Here is a 14863-nt window from a genome sequence, read left to right on the forward strand (position 1 = left end):
GCCGCGGCTAGTTCTGGCGGCCTTCGACCGCGGCGAGGAGGCAGGCGGCGCCGAGGAGCATCAGGTCGTCGAGTTGCTCGTCGGGTTGGTGTATGGCGACGCCGAGCCGATAGATGAACGGGTTGAAATGCTGGCGAAAAGTTGCGATGGCTTGACCATCGTTGGTGGTCACTGTGAACTGTTGCGGGAAGAGTGTTGCGGCAATCTCGATGATACGTCGAAGTACGGTGAGGAACCCTCCTTCTTCGCGGATGGTCGCGATTGGTTGGGTTTGAGTGTTGAAGATGGTCCACTCATCGCGGACGAAGGTACTCATCATTCCTTTACGGCGGAGCGAGCCGAGTGGCTGGCCCGAGGGGAGCAGGACGTCGTAGGTCGCGGAGAAATCGATGATATTTCGGGCTTTGAGCGTCAGGAGTGGCGTTGACTGCGACTCATCGGTAAACAGGCGAATGTCTTCGCGGAGTTTGAAGGCCTTCTGCTTGCAATAGCCTGCGAGCGTGCCCTGCTCGTCATAGACATGAAAGGCGGCGCCGAGGAACTTGAAGAACTGACGGCGGATGGTGTAGCGCTCGATGGGCTTTGGCATGGGTTCTCCGGGTTTGGACCGAGTGGCAGCTTGCAGTATACAAAAAGAAACCGGGCGAGAGTGTTCGTGCTCTCGCCCAGGTGGATATCCAGAGGTGGTCAGTGGTTGATCAGGCCTGTTCGCCGACTTCCCAGCGGTAGAACGCGAGGATGGTTGCCTTGGGGCCGACTACTTCGGTGATGGTCTTGGCGGGGTCCATGACGAAGGGCTGTTCCATGAGGGCGATCTCGGCGTAGAACTTGCGCATGCCGCCCTCGACCATTTTTTCAGCGATTTCCTTGGGCTTTCCGCTTTCCATTGCTTGTTCGATGCGGAATGCGCGTTCCTTTTCGACGATGTTGGCGGGGATGTCCGACGCGTTGACGCCGACGGGCCTGGGGACGGCTGCGACGACGTGCATGCAGATCTGGCGGAGGGTTTCATCGTTGATGGAACCTTCGGCCTGAATGAGCGCGCCGATCTTGCCGTCGTGGTGAACGTATCGGCCGTAAGCGGTGGTGCCAGATTCGCCGATGATTTTGTGGGCGCGAGCGATGGAGATGTTCTCGCCGGTGGAGATGCGCAGGTCGTCGATGATCGCGGTGGCCTGAGCGGGCAATGCAACTTCACCTGCGCCGTGGGCTGCGAGTACGAGTTCGGCGATCTTGTTGGTGGCGTTGACGAACATTTCGTTCTTGGCGGTGAAGTCGGTCTCGGCGCGGAGTTCGACGATCGCGGCCGAACCGCTTGCTTCGGAGATTGCGATGCCGATTCGTCCTTCGCCAGCTGCGCGATCGACTCGCTTTTCCATCTTTCCCTTGAGTTGCTTGCGCAGCAGTTCTTCGGCGGTGTCGACGTTGCCACCGGCTTCGGCGAGGGCTTTCTTGCAGTCCATCATCGGCAGGCCTGTGCGGTTACGAAGATTCATCACGTCTTTGGGGCTGATCGTTTCGGACATCATGGAGTCTCCCAACGGGTCTGGTCAGGTGGGTTGATATGCTCGGGCCGTGGAAATGATCGGCCGGAGGGATTTCGGATTCAGAGACAGTGAACGCTGCAAAGGAATCAGGAATCGGCAGTGGCAGATGCGGCCTGGCGATCGGTATCGCCTTCGCCAGCACCTGTGCCACTATCGTCGGCCCGGAAGCGTGCTCTGGACGAGCGGCGCTGCTGTCCGGGTTCGCCGGGGGCAGAGGGTTCGGCGGGCGATGCCGATTCGGTCACGGCCCGTGATTGCTTGCCTTCGGTGACGGCTTTGCACAGTTCGCGCATGATCACGTCGATGGAGCGCATGGAGTCGTCGTTGCCGGGGATCGGGATGTCTGCCAGTTCGGGGTCGCCGTCGGTGTCGATGAGGCAGATCGTGGGGATGCCGAGTTTGCGGGCTTCGCGGACAGCGGTCTGCTCGCGGACAACGTCGATGACGACGAGGGCGCCTGGCAGTTTGTGCATGTTGCGGATGCCGTCGAGGTTGCGCTTGATCTTGCGCATTTCGCGACGGAGCTGGCTTTCCATTTTCTTGGAGTAGGACTGGAAGTTGTCGTTGGCCTCGATGGCTTCAAGTTCTTCGAGCCTCTTGAGGCGTGAGCGGATGGTGCGGAAGTTGGTGAGGGTGCCGCCGAGCCAGCGCTCGGTGACGTAGTGCATCTTGACGTCGGCTGCGTGCTGCTCGATGACAGTCTTGGCCTGGCGCTTGGTGCCGATGAAACAGACGTCCTTGCCATCGGCGACGGTGCGGGTGATGAATCGCTTGGCCAGGAGGAGACCTTTGACGGTTTCCTTGATGTCGATGATGTGGATCCCGTTGCGCTTGCCGAAAATGTACGGCTGCATCTTCGGGTTCCAGCCGCTGGCGCGCTGGCCGAAATGAATGCCTGCTTCGATGAGATCCTGAACGAGTGAGTCTGCCATGATGACGAATCCTGTCAGCGACACCGGCGACGCGAGATCGGGGCGGTCCTTGTGGGAGGACCGAACGCGACGCCATAGGGCGCTTGGTTTGTGTTCGGTCCTGTGAGTGGTGACCGAACGGTTGATTGTGAACACACCGGGGCGTGCCTCGCGCCCCAGAACGGCTCCCCGAACTGAGCCGATGCATCAGTATAGGAAGGCATCGGAGCGGGGCAAGTTGCGGGTGAAGGGTCAAATGCGGGGGATTGTGCAGTTTGGTGGGGTTGTAACGCGTGAAATGAAGGGGGTTGTCCTTCAGTCAGGTGCGATTATCGCCGATGCTCCCGAGGTTCGAGAACTCTCTGTCCGAACCCCGGAGGCGACATGCACGAAGAGAGCGGATTGATTGTGCGGCGGCACGCCCGGCGGGACCTCGTCCTGCCAGCGAGCATTTCGATCGCCCCAGAGCACCAGGCGATGGTTCGTTTCAGCTCGAACATCTGTGAGCGCGATGGATGGGTTCGTGCGACACTGACGGACTTCAGCCCGGGCGGGATTGGATTGATGACGCATGTGTATGTGCCTCGGATGGCAGTGCTGCGTGTTCGCGTGCGCGAGCTGGCGGACGACGAAGGGTCGCCGATTCTCGATATCAAGGCGCGTGTGCAGCGCGTGATCATGACTGATCGTCGCCCGGCGTATCTCATCGGGACGAGTTTCGTCGATGTGACAGACGAGCAGCGGGCGATCATCCATCGCATTGCAGCCCGAATGGACGATCAGGATTCAAACTGAGAAGGGGATGCATCGTGCTCGATAGCACCGAGTTTATCATTCAGTCATTGATCGACGACGGCGAGATTGCGCCCGAAGCGTACGAGCGGGCGCGTGAGCATGCCCGGGCCGAGAGCATGACGCTGGCCGAGGCGCTGCTAGACCTGCGTCTGATCGACCATCGTCAAATGGCTCTTGCGAAGGCCAAGGTGTGCGAGTATCCGTATATCGAGTTGTCTCATCTGGACGTCAACATTCGGAATGCGGAACTGCTGCCAAGGCGGATGGCTGAGCAACTGCAGGCGTATCCATTGTTCGTGCTCGATGGGGTGGCGACGGTTGCACTCAATGACCCGATGGACTTAAGCGCGATCGACCAGATTCGCCAGCAACTGCGGTGCGATGTGGACCCGGCGATCTGTGACTCGACCGAGTTGAGCAAGCTCATTACGCGGGCGTATTCACTCTCGCGCAGTTCGGATGAATCAAATGAACAGGATCGGCAGTCGCCTTCGGGCATGGCATCGACGGCTGACGAGCCAAACGTTGTCGCAGTCAATCAATTAATATCTGCGGCGATCGAGGCGGGAGCAAGCGACCTGCATCTCAATCCTGACGAGCGGGAGCTGCACGTTCGGGTACGTGTTGATGGTGTGCTGCGGACGCGTGAGACCATCTCGCTTTCGGCGCACCAGGGCATCGTGCAGCGACTCAAGGTGATGGGAAAACTTGATCTCACACAGTCGCGCAGGCCTCAGGACGGGAAGTTCCGATTCGCGCAGGGTGGGGATGTTGTTGATGTTCGTCTGAGTCTCATTCCGACGATCTACGGCGAAAATGTTGTGTGCCGATTGCTGCGTCCTACGGCGTCGATCACACGCATCGAAGAACTCGGCATGGCACCGGAGGTGTGTGCACGCTTCAGTGCGATCATCCATCGTCCGCACGGCATGGTGCTGGTTACTGGCCCGACAGGTTCTGGCAAGACCACGACGTTGTACACAGCACTGTCAGCGATCAACTCGCCCGATCGCAACATCATGACGATCGAGGATCCGGTCGAGATTCGCGTGCCGCTGTTGCGTCAGGTGCAGGTCAATGCCGAGATCGGTCTGACGTTTGCAAGCGCCCTGCGGTCGATGTTGCGGCAGGATCCTGACGTGATTCTTGTGGGCGAGATTCGTGACGAGGAAACTGCACGTATCGCGGTGCAGGCCGCCATGACGGGGCATCTGGTGCTTTCGACGCTGCACACGAATGATGCGGTGGGGGCGGTTGCGCGCATGCGTGACTTTGCGATTCCGGTCTACGCGATCAACAGTTCGATTCAGGGTGTGCTGGCGCAACGGCTTGTGCGCTGCGTGTGCCAGGACTGCTCGGAGGTGGACAGGCCATCGGAAGATCGGTTGCGCATGCTCGGTGTGACAGACCCGTCAGCGTCATTTCGCCGAGGTATCGGCTGCACGCGGTGCATGAACACCGGGTACAGAGGTCGGCTCGGCGTTCATGAGTTGTTCTCGATGACGAGCGATCTGCGCAGGATGGTCGAGGAAGGCGCGACGCAGGTCGACCTGCAGCAGGAAGCGATTCGTAGCGGGATGAAGACACTGCTTCAGGATGGACTTGCCAAAGCGATGATGGGGCAGACAACGATCGATGAGGTCGAGAAGCTGATGGCGACGATCGAGGTTGTCATCAGGCCGGGGATCGCAGCATGAGCGGGCTGAGGTACAACTATCTCGCGGCGGATGCAGCTGGCAAGCGCGTGCGCGGTGTGCTCAGCGCGATTGATGATCAGGAGGCATGCCGCAAAGTTGCAGCATCGGGCCTGACGCCTTTGAAGGTCACGTCGGCGGCGGCGTGGAAGTGGGACGCGGCGTTCAGGCGCGGCATCTCGCGGTCGGAAGTTGCGGCGATGACGCGCGAGCTGAGCGTGCTTGTCGATGCTCGCATGCCACTGGCGCAGGGATTCACGATGATGGCGCAGAACGAGCGCAATCCGGCGCTGGCTGCTTTGATGTCGGATATTGCCTTTCGCATCGAATCGGGCGCGAAGATCAGCGAGGCGATCGAGAAGCATGCGCTTGTTCTCGGCGAGGTGTATGTGGCGACGATGCAGGCTGCGGAGAGTTCCGGCATGCTGAGCGAGGTGACGGCGCACCTGGCCGAGATGCTCGATGCCGAGGTTGCGACGCGCCAGCAATTGCGCCGAGCGGCGACGTATCCCGCGATTGTGCTGCTTGTGGTCTCTGCAGCCCTCTTCGTGATCCTTGGGTTTGTGGTGCCTCGTTTTGCTGCGACGTATGCGTCTTCGGGTGTGTCGCTGCCGCTTGCGACCCGCATCGTGCAGGGACTGGGCGAGTCAGTGCGTTCGTGGTGGTGGGTGTACCTTGGCGCTGTAGTCACTGGGATCATCGGCATTGCGCAGTGTTGGGCGTCGTCGAGCGGTCGCTTATGGATAGAGACTGCTCTTTCGAAAGTGCCTTATCTCGGGCGATTGCTGACTGCGGTCGCGACCGCGCGCTTCTGCCGGGTGCTCTCGATCGCATGCGGAGCGGGGATTGATCTGATCGAGGCGATTGAAGTGAGTGCCAAAGCGTCGGGGTCGCACCGCCTGATGCTCGAGAGTCGGTCATTGACCGCAAGGCTGCGCGGCGGAGGGTCGCTGACTGATGTTGTGACATCGTCAATTGTCTTGCCACCCTTTGCACAGCGGCTGCTGGCGGCAAGCAAGGAATCGAAGGAAGTCGGACGGTCGTCGAACATCATCTCGAAGCACTTCGAGCGTGAGGGCACGCATCTGACGGCGGGGATCAGCACCGTCATCGAACCGATCATGACGGTCCTTCTGGCGGTGATCGTGCTGACGGTTGCCCTCGCGGTGTTTTTACCAATGTGGCAGTTGATTGGAGCAAGTCAATGAGTATCGCCATGCCAATGTTCAAGCGTGCGTTTTCACTTCTTGAAGTGATGATTGTCGTGATCATCATCGGAGTTCTGGCTGCTGTGGTTATCCCGAAGTTCGCGTCGGCCACATCGGACGCGAAGACCGCTTCGCTCGAGGCGACGCTGGGCGGGGTTCGCGCTTCGATCGCAGCCTATCGCACTCGCGCGGTCATCGAAGGCAGCGACCCGTTCCCGACGTTGGAGCAGCTCCTGGCGGATGGCGAAGTTCTGCACACTCCGGTAGGAGCCAATCCGTTTACCGGCGTCGGCGGGATTCAGCCGGTCAGGCGCAATCACGCGCTGGCACGCACTGTGATCAATCCGCTCAACGCGGGTTGGAATTACTACGTTGACAACTCGGCCACGCCACCAGTCGCGATCTTCTACGCGAATTGCGAAGACAAGACCACAACAACAGGAAGCGGCGGCGCATCGGCCGGCGCGAATGAACTGTGATGAAGCCTGCACCCGTCAACATTCGAGGCTTTACGCTTGTCGAAGTGACAGTGGTCACTGTTCTGCTGGCGATCCTTGCAGCCAGTGTGCTGCCAGCACTGGAGCAGATGGACAAGACGCGGCGTGCAGGGGCGCTAGCGGAAATTGGGCTGACGCTTCGGTCTGCGCGATCGCACGCGATGGCTTCGGGTGATCCGGTTGGAGTGAAGATCGATCTTGATGCGGGTTCGATGCAGCCGATGCGCCTGCCGCCGGGCGGGAGTGTGCTGCCGATGATTGACGCAATGGGTTCGCCGGAGCCTGTGTGTGTGCTGTCGCATCTTTTTCCGGGCGTTGCGATTGCTGAAGTGGTGCTTCCCGATGGTTCTACGACATCGGGTACGGTCTGGTTTGCCAGCGAAGGTTCGCTTGAGCGGCGTGCGGCGAATGGCTCGTATCTTGGGCCGGCGACGTTTGACTTTTCGATTCAGATCAAGGATGGCGGATCGATCGTGGTCGATCGAATGACGGGGCTTGTGCAATGAAACAAAATGCACGACTCCAGCGACGCGGTTTCAGCCTCATCGAGGCAGCGATCATCACGGTGATGGTGGCACTTGCGGTTCCGCCTTCGGTCAGGATGCTCGAAGCGGCATCGAGCGAGCGCGCGGACCGCGTGATGATCGGCCTGGCTACGTCGTATTCAGGCGCGATCATGGAGCAAATCCTCGCCGATGTCAGTGTGCATGGGCTCGAAGCGATCGCAGAGCCTACCTATATCACTGATCCAATCACCGGACTCTTGTCGCGACTCGAGTGGGTTACGACGCCTTACGAGAGTCGCAGGATTTCTGCAACGGTTGATATCTCCGGCCTTGTCGGACAGGACAGCACCGTCTCGCCCAACCCGTCGGAGAATCTATTTCGGTTGGTGACAGTGCGGATAAAGGTTCCAACCGCGCGAGGGAGTGAACTGACAATTCCTCTGAGCATGATGCTCGCGGAGCCCAACCCATGACCCGCGTGCGATCGGCATTCACCTTGGTCGAAGCAGTCGCCACGACGGTGGTTCTCTCGGTGATCGCTGCGATCACGCTGCCGGTGATCAACGCTTCGACAGATTCGTACGCGGCGGCTGCGACTGCGTCTCGCGTGGTTGATGAAACGTGCTACGCGATGGATCGCATTGTGCGCTTACTGCGCGAGGCTCCGCTTGGCCCAACGGTCGCGACGCTTGACATTGCGAGTATGACTTCGGATTCAGTTCGATTTGCTGACGGCCGTGGGATTGAACTCAGTGGTGACACTCTGCTCGTGCGCTTTGAAGATGGTGCCACGGCACCGATCTGTCGCGGTGTGCAAGAGTTCGAACTGCGCAGCATTCGGAGCGATGGGACTGATGCAGGTGCAGACCCGATGGAGGCTCAACGATTTGAAGTCAGGCTCAAAGCGGGGGGGCTGGAGGTGCGTTCGGTCGCGTTTGCTCGTGCGAGGTATGGCACATGAGCGCACAAGCCCGGAGCAGGAAATCGCGACGAGGGATGGCACTTGCGGCAGTCATCGTCATGCTCGCAATTGTGCATCTGGCCATGATCGGGGCAGTGCGATCGGGCTCGCGTGAGTCGGATATTCAGTCGCTGAGGCTTGAAGCGCTGAGAGCGGCTGCGGCTGCGGACTCTGGCGCGATGATGTGGATGCGACTCGACGTTGCCGGTCATGTGCCTGACTCGGGGTCGCAGGTTTCGTTTGGAAGCCAGACGGTGTTGTTTGTGGAGTCGCCAGAGGTGGGTGATGGGGAACTCGTGGTGATCGAAGGCGTGTCGGGGCGTGCCCGGCGGAGAGTCGCATTGATTGTTGAGTAACGGTATTCACTCGCAATGCAAAGTGCGTTGGGTAAATGGACGATTGAGATCATGGACAGGAGGGGTTTGTACCCATGCCAGGAGCATTCGCAAAAGCGAAAATACTAATCAGTCTGGAGCCCGGTCGATTGACCGTCAGCGTGGTGCGTGGGGGCGCGATTGTGCGCACATCGTCGGAGCATCTGTCACCCGTCGATTGGGCTGGGCATTGGGAGCAGGGGCTGCGCACGTTGCATGAGCCGCTTGAGCGAGCGATGGCGCGCGTGCGTGCGGAACCGGGCGATCGGGCGGTGATTCTGTTCGAGAGTCCGCAATCGACAGCGGAAATGATGGAAGTACCGGCGCGCGGGTCGGAGGCGGTTCATGCAGCGAGGCTGGCAATCTCGGATCGCGTCCAGGTCGCTGCGGATTCGCCGTGCATTGCAGTGCGTGCGCTGGGCGAAGTCAGTGACTCGGCTGGTGTGCGCCGTTCGCAATTGATCGTTGTCGCGAGCGAAGAGTCGGTCGTGCAGCGGCTCACCGAGTGGGCAGAGCGTGTGTCGTTGCGAGTGATCGGAATCGTACCAGCCAGCGGCGCGTTGCTTTCGAAACTCGCCGACGATGCGGCAAGACATCTGTCGCGAGGTGAAGATGCACGGCTATTCGCTATCGACCGCCATCGTACGGTGGTGGTTTCGGTGCGTGAAGGCAGGATGCAGGTGCTGCGGACGTTTGAGGTTGGCGTACAGCACATCGTCGAATCACTGGTCAAAGGATCGCAGTCATCCGAGGCTGGCCGGGCCGCTGGCATCACGCCTGACCGCGCGTACGAACTGCTCATGCAACATGGCTTGCCACACTCGGCAAATGAGTCGGCCAACTATGGCGAGTTGGACATGCGGAGCGTGCTGCCACTGCTTCAACCGGTGCTTCAGAGGCTGTATGTGGAACTTCGGCAATCATTCAGACTCAGTGGAAGACACGTGAGCACGAGTGGAGTTGTGCTCAAAATGGCGGGTGCAGGGTGCGAGATTCCTGGTCTTTCAGCGATCATTGCCGATGCGCTCAATGTTGAAGTCGAGACGATTGAGGGTTCGTCGGCTGATGCACTGGCCAGTGCGTGGCTTTCGAGCAAGGCTGCGACGAGTCTTCGACTCACTTCACTCATGACCCTTCATGAACAGACCGTGACGCGAGTTCGCAAGTGTTCGCTCATTGGGGCCGGACTTGGCGTGGCGTTGCTGGGCGGGCAGATAGCATGGACGGGAATGCAGATGAGTGCAATCGACACTGCTCTCGTTGCTGGTGAAGCCGATCTTGACCGGTGCGAGCTGTTTGCGGTCATGTCGTCCGAGGCAGCGACAACGAAACTGGACATCGTGAAGGCTCGCGGCATCATCGATCAGTACAGGGGAAATCAGCCTGACTGGCAGGCTTGTCTCACTGAAGTAGCGCTTGCAGGTGAGGCGCGTGTCGGGCTGATTGAGTTGCGCGGGATGATCGAGGACCGCACCCCTGTCATCGTCGTATCGGGGGTTGCCGATGCGGGCAATGAGGGAGCGGATCTGAATGAGTTCATCCGCGTGCTGACTGCTTCGGCGCTGGTCAGGAATGTCGAGGTCGTTTCTCGCCGCCTGATGGAAGTCGATGGTCACGAGTCGCACCAGTTCAGGTTGCGCATCGTTCTTGAATCTGTTGATTTCACGCGTCTGCACGCGGAGGTTTTGCAATGATTGTGCAACTGGTGAGGCGACCGATCATGCTCACGGTCGCGGGTGCGTTTGGATGCGTTGCGCTGTGGTCGGTCATGGTTGCGCCCATGATGCAGGAGCTTGGCCGAAAGGCAAAAGAACTCGAAAGCCAGCAGGTGCTTGTTGCCCAGGGGCTCGAGGAGATTGCGCGGGCCGAGGTCGACCCGGTTCTTCTGATGAACGAGTTCAAGGCCATCGCTCAGGAGTACGAATCATTGTGGGCAATATCGGGCGATTCGACAGCGGTGTACAAGATGTTCGACGAACTGGCATTGATCGCGGGCGTGAGCATTGACCGCATCGAGCCGAGCCGCACAGGAGTACGCACGGATGATGGTCAGGCTCGATTGCTGCATAGTGGTTACGTCGTCGAGTTGCGAGGGGCGTATGACAGGATTCTGGCCTTTATTGAACTGACACAGACGAGCATGGGTCTGACTCGGGTCACTTCAGTGCGGATGAACCCGGCATCGACGATGAGTGACGGCAGCGTTGTGCATGCACATCTTGTAACGGAGCATGTCGGAGTCTCAGGCCTCTTCGCTGCAATGAAGGAGTTGCCATGATGATTACCAATCGCCTGGAGACGCTTCAATGCGCCATCGCGCTGGTCGGGCCGGGGCTGGCACTGGTCGGGTTTCAGGTGTGGACCCAGTCGTCGGGTCCGGCGACGGCGTCGGCATCGACACCAATGATCGAGCCTGTGCCGAGTGTTACACGCATCGAATCGAGGCCAGTGACAGCGACGCAACGGGCTGTGAGCGTGCGTGTAGCTGAGATTGATCTTGCGTCGGCTCCAGATCCGTTTCTGCGGCAGAGCCCCGACTTCAGTGGCATGGCGGATCTGCCGGCGGATCAGAGTCCAGAGCAGGCCGAGCCCACGGTAGAGCCGATTCCGGCTCTTGTCGTTTCAGCCGTGGTTGCTGGGCGGCAACCCATCGCGGTCATAGAAGGCCAGCCCCGCAAGGTTGGGGATCGCCTCGGCGGGACAGGCTGGAAACTTGTAGAGATCACGACGCAAGGCATTGTGATCGAGCATGCGGACGGGCGACGGGCGACGATCAACATCAATCGCTCGCGGCCTTGAGCTCCTGAGGCTTGCGCTATGATCGCCCTCACTGGCCTTTGTGCCTTATTGGCCGGGCCGAGGGATGCATGGCATGGCGCGATTGCACGAATACCAAGGCAAGAAACTTCTCGCTGATCACGATTTTCTGATCCCGCGTGGTGGCGTGGCGTCAACGCCTGAGCAGGCGCGCACGATCGCTGCCTCGCTCGGGGGGCCGGTTGTGCTCAAGATCCAGGCATGGACAACAGGGCGCAAGGCCATCGGCGGGGTGAAGTTTGCTGCGACTCCCGGTGAGGCGGAACAGCACGCTGCAGCGATGCTCGGCATGATGGTCGGCAGTTTTCCTGTCGAGTGTGTGCTCGTTGAAGAGCGGATTGACATTCGCAATGAACTCTTCGTGTCGTTCTCGCTTGATGATCGAGCGCGCGAGCCTGTTCTGCTCGTTTCGGAGATCGGGGGTTCGGGGATTGAGGAGCGTGCGTCGCAGGTTCATCGGATCGGGTGTGATGTCACCGGCGGGCCGCGAGTGGATGAGATCGATGCGTTTCTTGCCGGTTCGTCGCTCGATGTGCAGTCTCAGACTGCGATTGCAGAATCTCTGCGTCGGGTGTTCGAAGTTGCACGATCACACGAAGCCCGCTCGGTGGAAATCAACCCGCTGGTCATCACAACTGATGGGAAGGTCATGGCGGCTGATTGTCGCCTGACGATCGATGACTATGCGGTCTTTCGCCATCCAGATCTCGGCATCGACATTGCACGCGAACTTGATCACCCGCCTACGGAGCTTGAGCGCATCGCTTACAAAATCGAGGAAAGCGACCATCGGGGCACGTTCTACTTTGCGCAGCTCAACACGGTGTCGGCACCGTCGAGCAAGGGCCTCGTAGGGTTTCATGGGGCTGGCGGCGGCGGATCGATGATGAGCATGGATGCGATTGTGGCTGAGGGATTCACGATCGCAAATTTTACTGACACTTCGGGCAACCCTTCGGCGAGCAAGGTGTATCGCGCAGCTCGGGTGATCCTGAGTCAGCCCGGGTTGTGCGGGTATTTTGGTTCGGGCTCCGGGGTTGCGAGTCAGGAACAGTTCTGGAGCGCGTATGGATTGGCCAAGGCCTTCTGGGAACTCAATCTGACGATTCCTGCCGTGATTCGAGTAGGCGGGAACGGAGAAGATCGGGCGGTAGATATTCTGCACCGTGTGGCTGCGACACTGCCGTCGATTGTTGAGGGATATCGCAAGGACGATTCGCCTCGCGTGATTGCGCAGCGATTTGCGTCACTGGTGCAAGCGTCGCTCGCGGCTGGTGTCGGGTTGTGGCAGCCTAGGAGGCCCCGAGTCCCGAATTACGTCGGGGCGTGCCGAAGTGTCGCCATTAAGGGTGGATATCTGTGGATCGACGACGTTGCAATCGATGCAGACGCCGCGGCCACCATTGCATCGCTGTCCATGGGTTCGATGTATGCCGAGGGTCCGATGTTGCGGCCTGCGATGGAGGCGGAGGAATTTGCCAAGCGTGATTCCGAACTTCTGGCGTGCGAAGTCGAGGCGCGGCTTGCGAGCGTGCCGCACATCTTTGTCGAACTCGACATCCCCGGTTTGGCATAATGCGTCAGAGCGAGCAACTCTTGTATCTGCCCTTGATCGCGCTGGTGGCGACGGTGTTGCCTGCGTGTGCGAAGAACAGAATTTCCGAAGCGACTCTCAAGATCGGAATGGTTGAGATTCTTCCGGGGGTATTTGTGGATAGGGCCGCTGGTGTTGTTGTGTTTGAGGGCGTTGTGCCGATCCAGGCCCGTGATCCGGAAGATGGCTCGCTCTGGAGTCCGGTGATTGTTGAAGCGGTGGTCTGTGCTCCAGACTCGAAGGAGCACGAATCTCTCGTATTGGCCGAGGTCCTGCCATCGCATGTTCACGCGGCGATGCTCATGATCGGTCTGGAGCCTGGTTCGCCTGGTGGATGGAGTTTTGAATCTGAACAACTTGTGCCATATCCAGCGACAGGTGCCGACATCGCGTTGCGGATCGAGTACGAGGATGGTGCGGGCGTGGTGGTGGCGGTCGATCCTGCGCAGTGGGTGCTCAGGGCGTTGGACGATGTGCCGCTTGCCAATACAGTCGGATCATGGACTTTCGCGGGTTCATGGGAGATGAACACTCTTGCGCCGAGGTCCGCAACGCGATATGCTGCTGACGCCGAAGGAGCGATCATCAGTTTTGTCTGCTTCGGCTCGGAGACGATCGCATGGAGCACCACACTCAGCCCCGACTCGACAGTCGGCTCAGTCTGGATCGCCGATCCGTATTCTGTTCCGCCGATGGGTACCAGAGTCCGCGTGGTAATTTCGCTGAAGGAAGGTACTATTGATGACTAAATCCTGGACTGTCGTTTTGGTCGCGGGGCTCGCACTTGGTGTTTGGGGGTCAAATGCGAGAGCGCAGGAGGATGCACAGGGTTCAATCGCTCAGACAGCGATTACGCATGACGAGGTTGTGCGCATGGGTCTGGATGTCATCGTTGGCCTTGAAGAAAATGAAACCAGCGGCCAATGGCCATACGAAGGTGTCTATCGCGTTGGGCGTCAGATTCCTGTCGGATACAAGGTTGGTGGGACGGCCATCGCGTGTCTTGCGCTTGCGCTCTCGCCGGGGTTCGCAGATGACGACGCGCGGCTGCAAGCGGTGGGGCGCGGCATCGATTTCATCGCAGCTTCGACATCTCACGCCCTCATGAATCCCGAATATGACGGCGGGTACGATGTTCGCGGTTGGGGCTATACGTATGCGCTCCTGCTGCTGCTCGAACTCGAGAAGCGAAGCCTGATTCCCGACGACCGTCGCGATGTTGCCAAGGCTGCAACACACTTCTACCTGAGTGCGATCCAGAGCACCGAAATCCCTCAGGCTGGCGGGTGGAACTATGCGCGCGGACAGGGGAGAAATGCGGTGAGTCCCGCATCACCATTCATGACCGGACCCACGCTGCAGGCGTTGTTTCTCGCAGCGAGTTTGAACTACGACGTTGACTCAGGCGTGGTTGAACGGGCGCTGGCGAGTCTAGAACGCGGGCGTGCTGCTTCGGGAGAACTCGTGTATTCCGGTGATGCGACCGAGCGCCGGGCTGGAGGGGTTCCTGGTGCGACTGGGCGCATGCTGATTGCCGAGTCAACGCTCTTTCTCGCTGGCCGATCGTCGCAGGCAAACATTCGCGGTGCGCTCGATGCGTTTATCGTGCACTGGGATCATCTCGAAGCCCGCCGCGCCAAGTCTGGCACGCACGAGCCACCGTATGGCGTCGCGCCGTACTACTTCTACTACGCACACCTTGCTGCGGCACAGGCGATTGAACTCCTGCCGCAACGCGAGCGAGCCGAGTATCGACGCCGAGTCACGGACCTATTGATGAAGACGCGTGCAGATGATGGCTCGTGGAATGACCGGGTTTTTGAGCGATCGGCTGCATACGGCACGGCCATGGCGTTGCTGGCACTCCAGGCCCCGTCGCTCGGCTCGACTCCGCGATGGGTGCAGCCCCTGCCGCCCGCTACGCCTGAAGATTCTGCGAAGAATCCGTGATTTTGGCTC

Annotated in this window: 17 protein-coding genes; 14 read left to right on the forward strand and 3 right to left on the reverse strand. The window is 59.7% G+C overall.

All coding sequences use genetic code 11. The features are described 5' to 3' along the window. Positions 1-7 precede the first annotated feature (7 nt). The 3 genes from KF757_12235 to rpsB form a co-directional block, all read right to left on the reverse strand. A complete protein-coding gene (locus KF757_12235) occupies positions 8-589 on the reverse strand; it encodes a hypothetical protein (GenBank protein ID MBX3323748.1) in 582 nt (193 codons plus the stop codon). Positions 590-698: 109 nt separating this feature from the next. After that, positions 699-1529 carry a translation elongation factor Ts gene (gene tsf, locus KF757_12240; protein MBX3323749.1) on the reverse strand — a complete coding sequence of 277 codons (831 nt, stop codon included), beginning with the start codon at positions 1527-1529 and terminating at the stop codon, positions 699-701. 104 nt (positions 1530-1633) lie between these two features. After that, positions 1634-2479, reverse strand: coding sequence for a 30S ribosomal protein S2 (gene rpsB / locus KF757_12245; protein ID MBX3323750.1), 846 nt, complete (start codon positions 2477-2479; stop codon positions 1634-1636). A gap of 363 nt (positions 2480-2842) precedes the next feature. On the opposite strand from rpsB, the gene KF757_12250 reads away from it, so the two are divergent. The 14 genes from KF757_12250 to KF757_12315 all read left to right on the forward strand — a co-directional run bounded on the left by KF757_12250 (position 2843) and on the right by KF757_12315 (position 14854). Next, a complete protein-coding gene (locus tag KF757_12250; GenBank protein MBX3323751.1) occupies positions 2843-3253 on the forward strand; it encodes a PilZ domain-containing protein in 411 nt (136 codons plus the stop codon). 14 nt (positions 3254-3267) lie between these two features. Beyond that, positions 3268-4950, forward strand: coding sequence for a type II/IV secretion system protein (locus KF757_12255; GenBank protein ID MBX3323752.1), 1683 nt, complete (start codon positions 3268-3270; stop codon positions 4948-4950). Further along, positions 4947-6155, forward strand: a complete 1209-nt coding sequence (locus tag KF757_12260) for a type II secretion system F family protein (GenBank protein ID MBX3323753.1) — start codon at positions 4947-4949, stop codon at positions 6153-6155. The genes KF757_12255 and KF757_12260 overlap by 4 nt, the downstream gene beginning before the upstream one ends. Continuing rightward, positions 6152-6634, forward strand: a complete 483-nt coding sequence (locus tag KF757_12265; protein ID MBX3323754.1) for a prepilin-type N-terminal cleavage/methylation domain-containing protein — start codon at positions 6152-6154, stop codon at positions 6632-6634. The genes KF757_12260 and KF757_12265 overlap by 4 nt, the downstream gene beginning before the upstream one ends. Next, positions 6634-7158, forward strand: coding sequence for a prepilin-type N-terminal cleavage/methylation domain-containing protein (locus KF757_12270; protein ID MBX3323755.1), 525 nt, complete (start codon positions 6634-6636; stop codon positions 7156-7158). The genes KF757_12265 and KF757_12270 overlap by 1 nt, the downstream gene beginning before the upstream one ends. Continuing rightward, positions 7155-7631 (forward strand): hypothetical protein, encoded by a 477-nt coding sequence (locus tag KF757_12275; GenBank protein MBX3323756.1) that lies wholly within the window; start codon positions 7155-7157, stop codon positions 7629-7631. Before KF757_12270 ends, KF757_12275 begins: the two co-directional genes overlap by 4 nt. After that, positions 7628-8119 (forward strand): hypothetical protein, encoded by a 492-nt coding sequence (locus KF757_12280; GenBank protein ID MBX3323757.1) that lies wholly within the window; start codon positions 7628-7630, stop codon positions 8117-8119. The genes KF757_12275 and KF757_12280 overlap by 4 nt, the downstream gene beginning before the upstream one ends. 35 nt (positions 8120-8154) lie before the next feature. Next, positions 8155-8475 carry a hypothetical protein gene (locus KF757_12285; protein ID MBX3323758.1) on the forward strand — a complete coding sequence of 107 codons (321 nt, stop codon included), beginning with the start codon at positions 8155-8157 and terminating at the stop codon, positions 8473-8475. A 74-nt stretch (positions 8476-8549) separates the two neighbouring features. Further along, positions 8550-10187, forward strand: a complete 1638-nt coding sequence (locus tag KF757_12290; protein ID MBX3323759.1) for a hypothetical protein — start codon at positions 8550-8552, stop codon at positions 10185-10187. After that, complete coding sequence (locus KF757_12295; GenBank protein ID MBX3323760.1) at positions 10184-10771, forward strand: hypothetical protein; 588 nt, start codon at positions 10184-10186, stop codon at positions 10769-10771. The genes KF757_12290 and KF757_12295 overlap by 4 nt, the downstream gene beginning before the upstream one ends. Then, positions 10768-11292, forward strand: a complete 525-nt coding sequence (locus KF757_12300) for a hypothetical protein (protein MBX3323761.1) — start codon at positions 10768-10770, stop codon at positions 11290-11292. Before KF757_12295 ends, KF757_12300 begins: the two co-directional genes overlap by 4 nt. Positions 11293-11365: 73 nt before the next feature. After that, positions 11366-12886 carry an acetate--CoA ligase family protein gene (locus KF757_12305; protein MBX3323762.1) on the forward strand — a complete coding sequence of 507 codons (1521 nt, stop codon included), beginning with the start codon at positions 11366-11368 and terminating at the stop codon, positions 12884-12886. Then, positions 12886-13653: a hypothetical protein gene (locus tag KF757_12310; protein ID MBX3323763.1), complete on the forward strand. Its 768-nt coding sequence runs from the start codon at positions 12886-12888 to the stop codon at positions 13651-13653. Before KF757_12305 ends, KF757_12310 begins: the two co-directional genes overlap by 1 nt. Next, entirely contained in the window at positions 13646-14854 is a 1209-nt protein-coding gene (locus tag KF757_12315; GenBank protein ID MBX3323764.1) for a terpene cyclase/mutase family protein, read from the forward strand. The genes KF757_12310 and KF757_12315 overlap by 8 nt, the downstream gene beginning before the upstream one ends. The last annotated feature ends 9 nt before the right edge of the window (positions 14855-14863 follow it).

The sequence above is a fragment of the Phycisphaeraceae bacterium genome (assembly GCA_019636795.1).
GTDB lineage: Bacteria > Planctomycetota > Phycisphaerae > Phycisphaerales > UBA1924 > JAHBWW01.

Excerpts from the sequence above, each read along its gene's own strand:
- KF757_12305 (MBX3323762.1), top strand. The coding sequence starts at position 11,366 with ATGGCGCGATTGCACGAATACCAAGGCAAGAAACTTCTCGCTGATCAC.
- KF757_12260 (MBX3323753.1), top strand. The coding sequence starts at position 4,947 with ATGAGCGGGCTGAGGTACAACTATCTCGCGGCGGATGCAGCTGGCAAG.
- KF757_12235 (MBX3323748.1), bottom strand. The coding sequence starts at position 589 with ATGCCAAAGCCCATCGAGCGCTACACCATCCGCCGTCAGTTCTTCAAG.
- KF757_12290 (MBX3323759.1), top strand. The coding sequence starts at position 8,550 with ATGCCAGGAGCATTCGCAAAAGCGAAAATACTAATCAGTCTGGAGCCC.
- KF757_12280 (MBX3323757.1), top strand. The coding sequence starts at position 7,628 with ATGACCCGCGTGCGATCGGCATTCACCTTGGTCGAAGCAGTCGCCACG.
- rpsB (MBX3323750.1), bottom strand. The coding sequence starts at position 2,479 with ATGGCAGACTCACTCGTTCAGGATCTCATCGAAGCAGGCATTCATTTC.
- KF757_12315 (MBX3323764.1), top strand. The coding sequence starts at position 13,646 with ATGACTAAATCCTGGACTGTCGTTTTGGTCGCGGGGCTCGCACTTGGT.
- KF757_12295 (MBX3323760.1), top strand. The coding sequence starts at position 10,184 with ATGATTGTGCAACTGGTGAGGCGACCGATCATGCTCACGGTCGCGGGT.
- KF757_12275 (MBX3323756.1), top strand. The coding sequence starts at position 7,155 with ATGAAACAAAATGCACGACTCCAGCGACGCGGTTTCAGCCTCATCGAG.
- KF757_12270 (MBX3323755.1), top strand. The coding sequence starts at position 6,634 with ATGAAGCCTGCACCCGTCAACATTCGAGGCTTTACGCTTGTCGAAGTG.
- KF757_12285 (MBX3323758.1), top strand. The coding sequence starts at position 8,155 with ATGGCACTTGCGGCAGTCATCGTCATGCTCGCAATTGTGCATCTGGCC.
- KF757_12300 (MBX3323761.1), top strand. The coding sequence starts at position 10,768 with ATGATGATTACCAATCGCCTGGAGACGCTTCAATGCGCCATCGCGCTG.
- KF757_12265 (MBX3323754.1), top strand. The coding sequence starts at position 6,152 with ATGAGTATCGCCATGCCAATGTTCAAGCGTGCGTTTTCACTTCTTGAA.
- KF757_12310 (MBX3323763.1), top strand. The coding sequence starts at position 12,886 with ATGCGTCAGAGCGAGCAACTCTTGTATCTGCCCTTGATCGCGCTGGTG.
- tsf (MBX3323749.1), bottom strand. The coding sequence starts at position 1,529 with ATGATGTCCGAAACGATCAGCCCCAAAGACGTGATGAATCTTCGTAAC.
- KF757_12250 (MBX3323751.1), top strand. The coding sequence starts at position 2,843 with ATGCACGAAGAGAGCGGATTGATTGTGCGGCGGCACGCCCGGCGGGAC.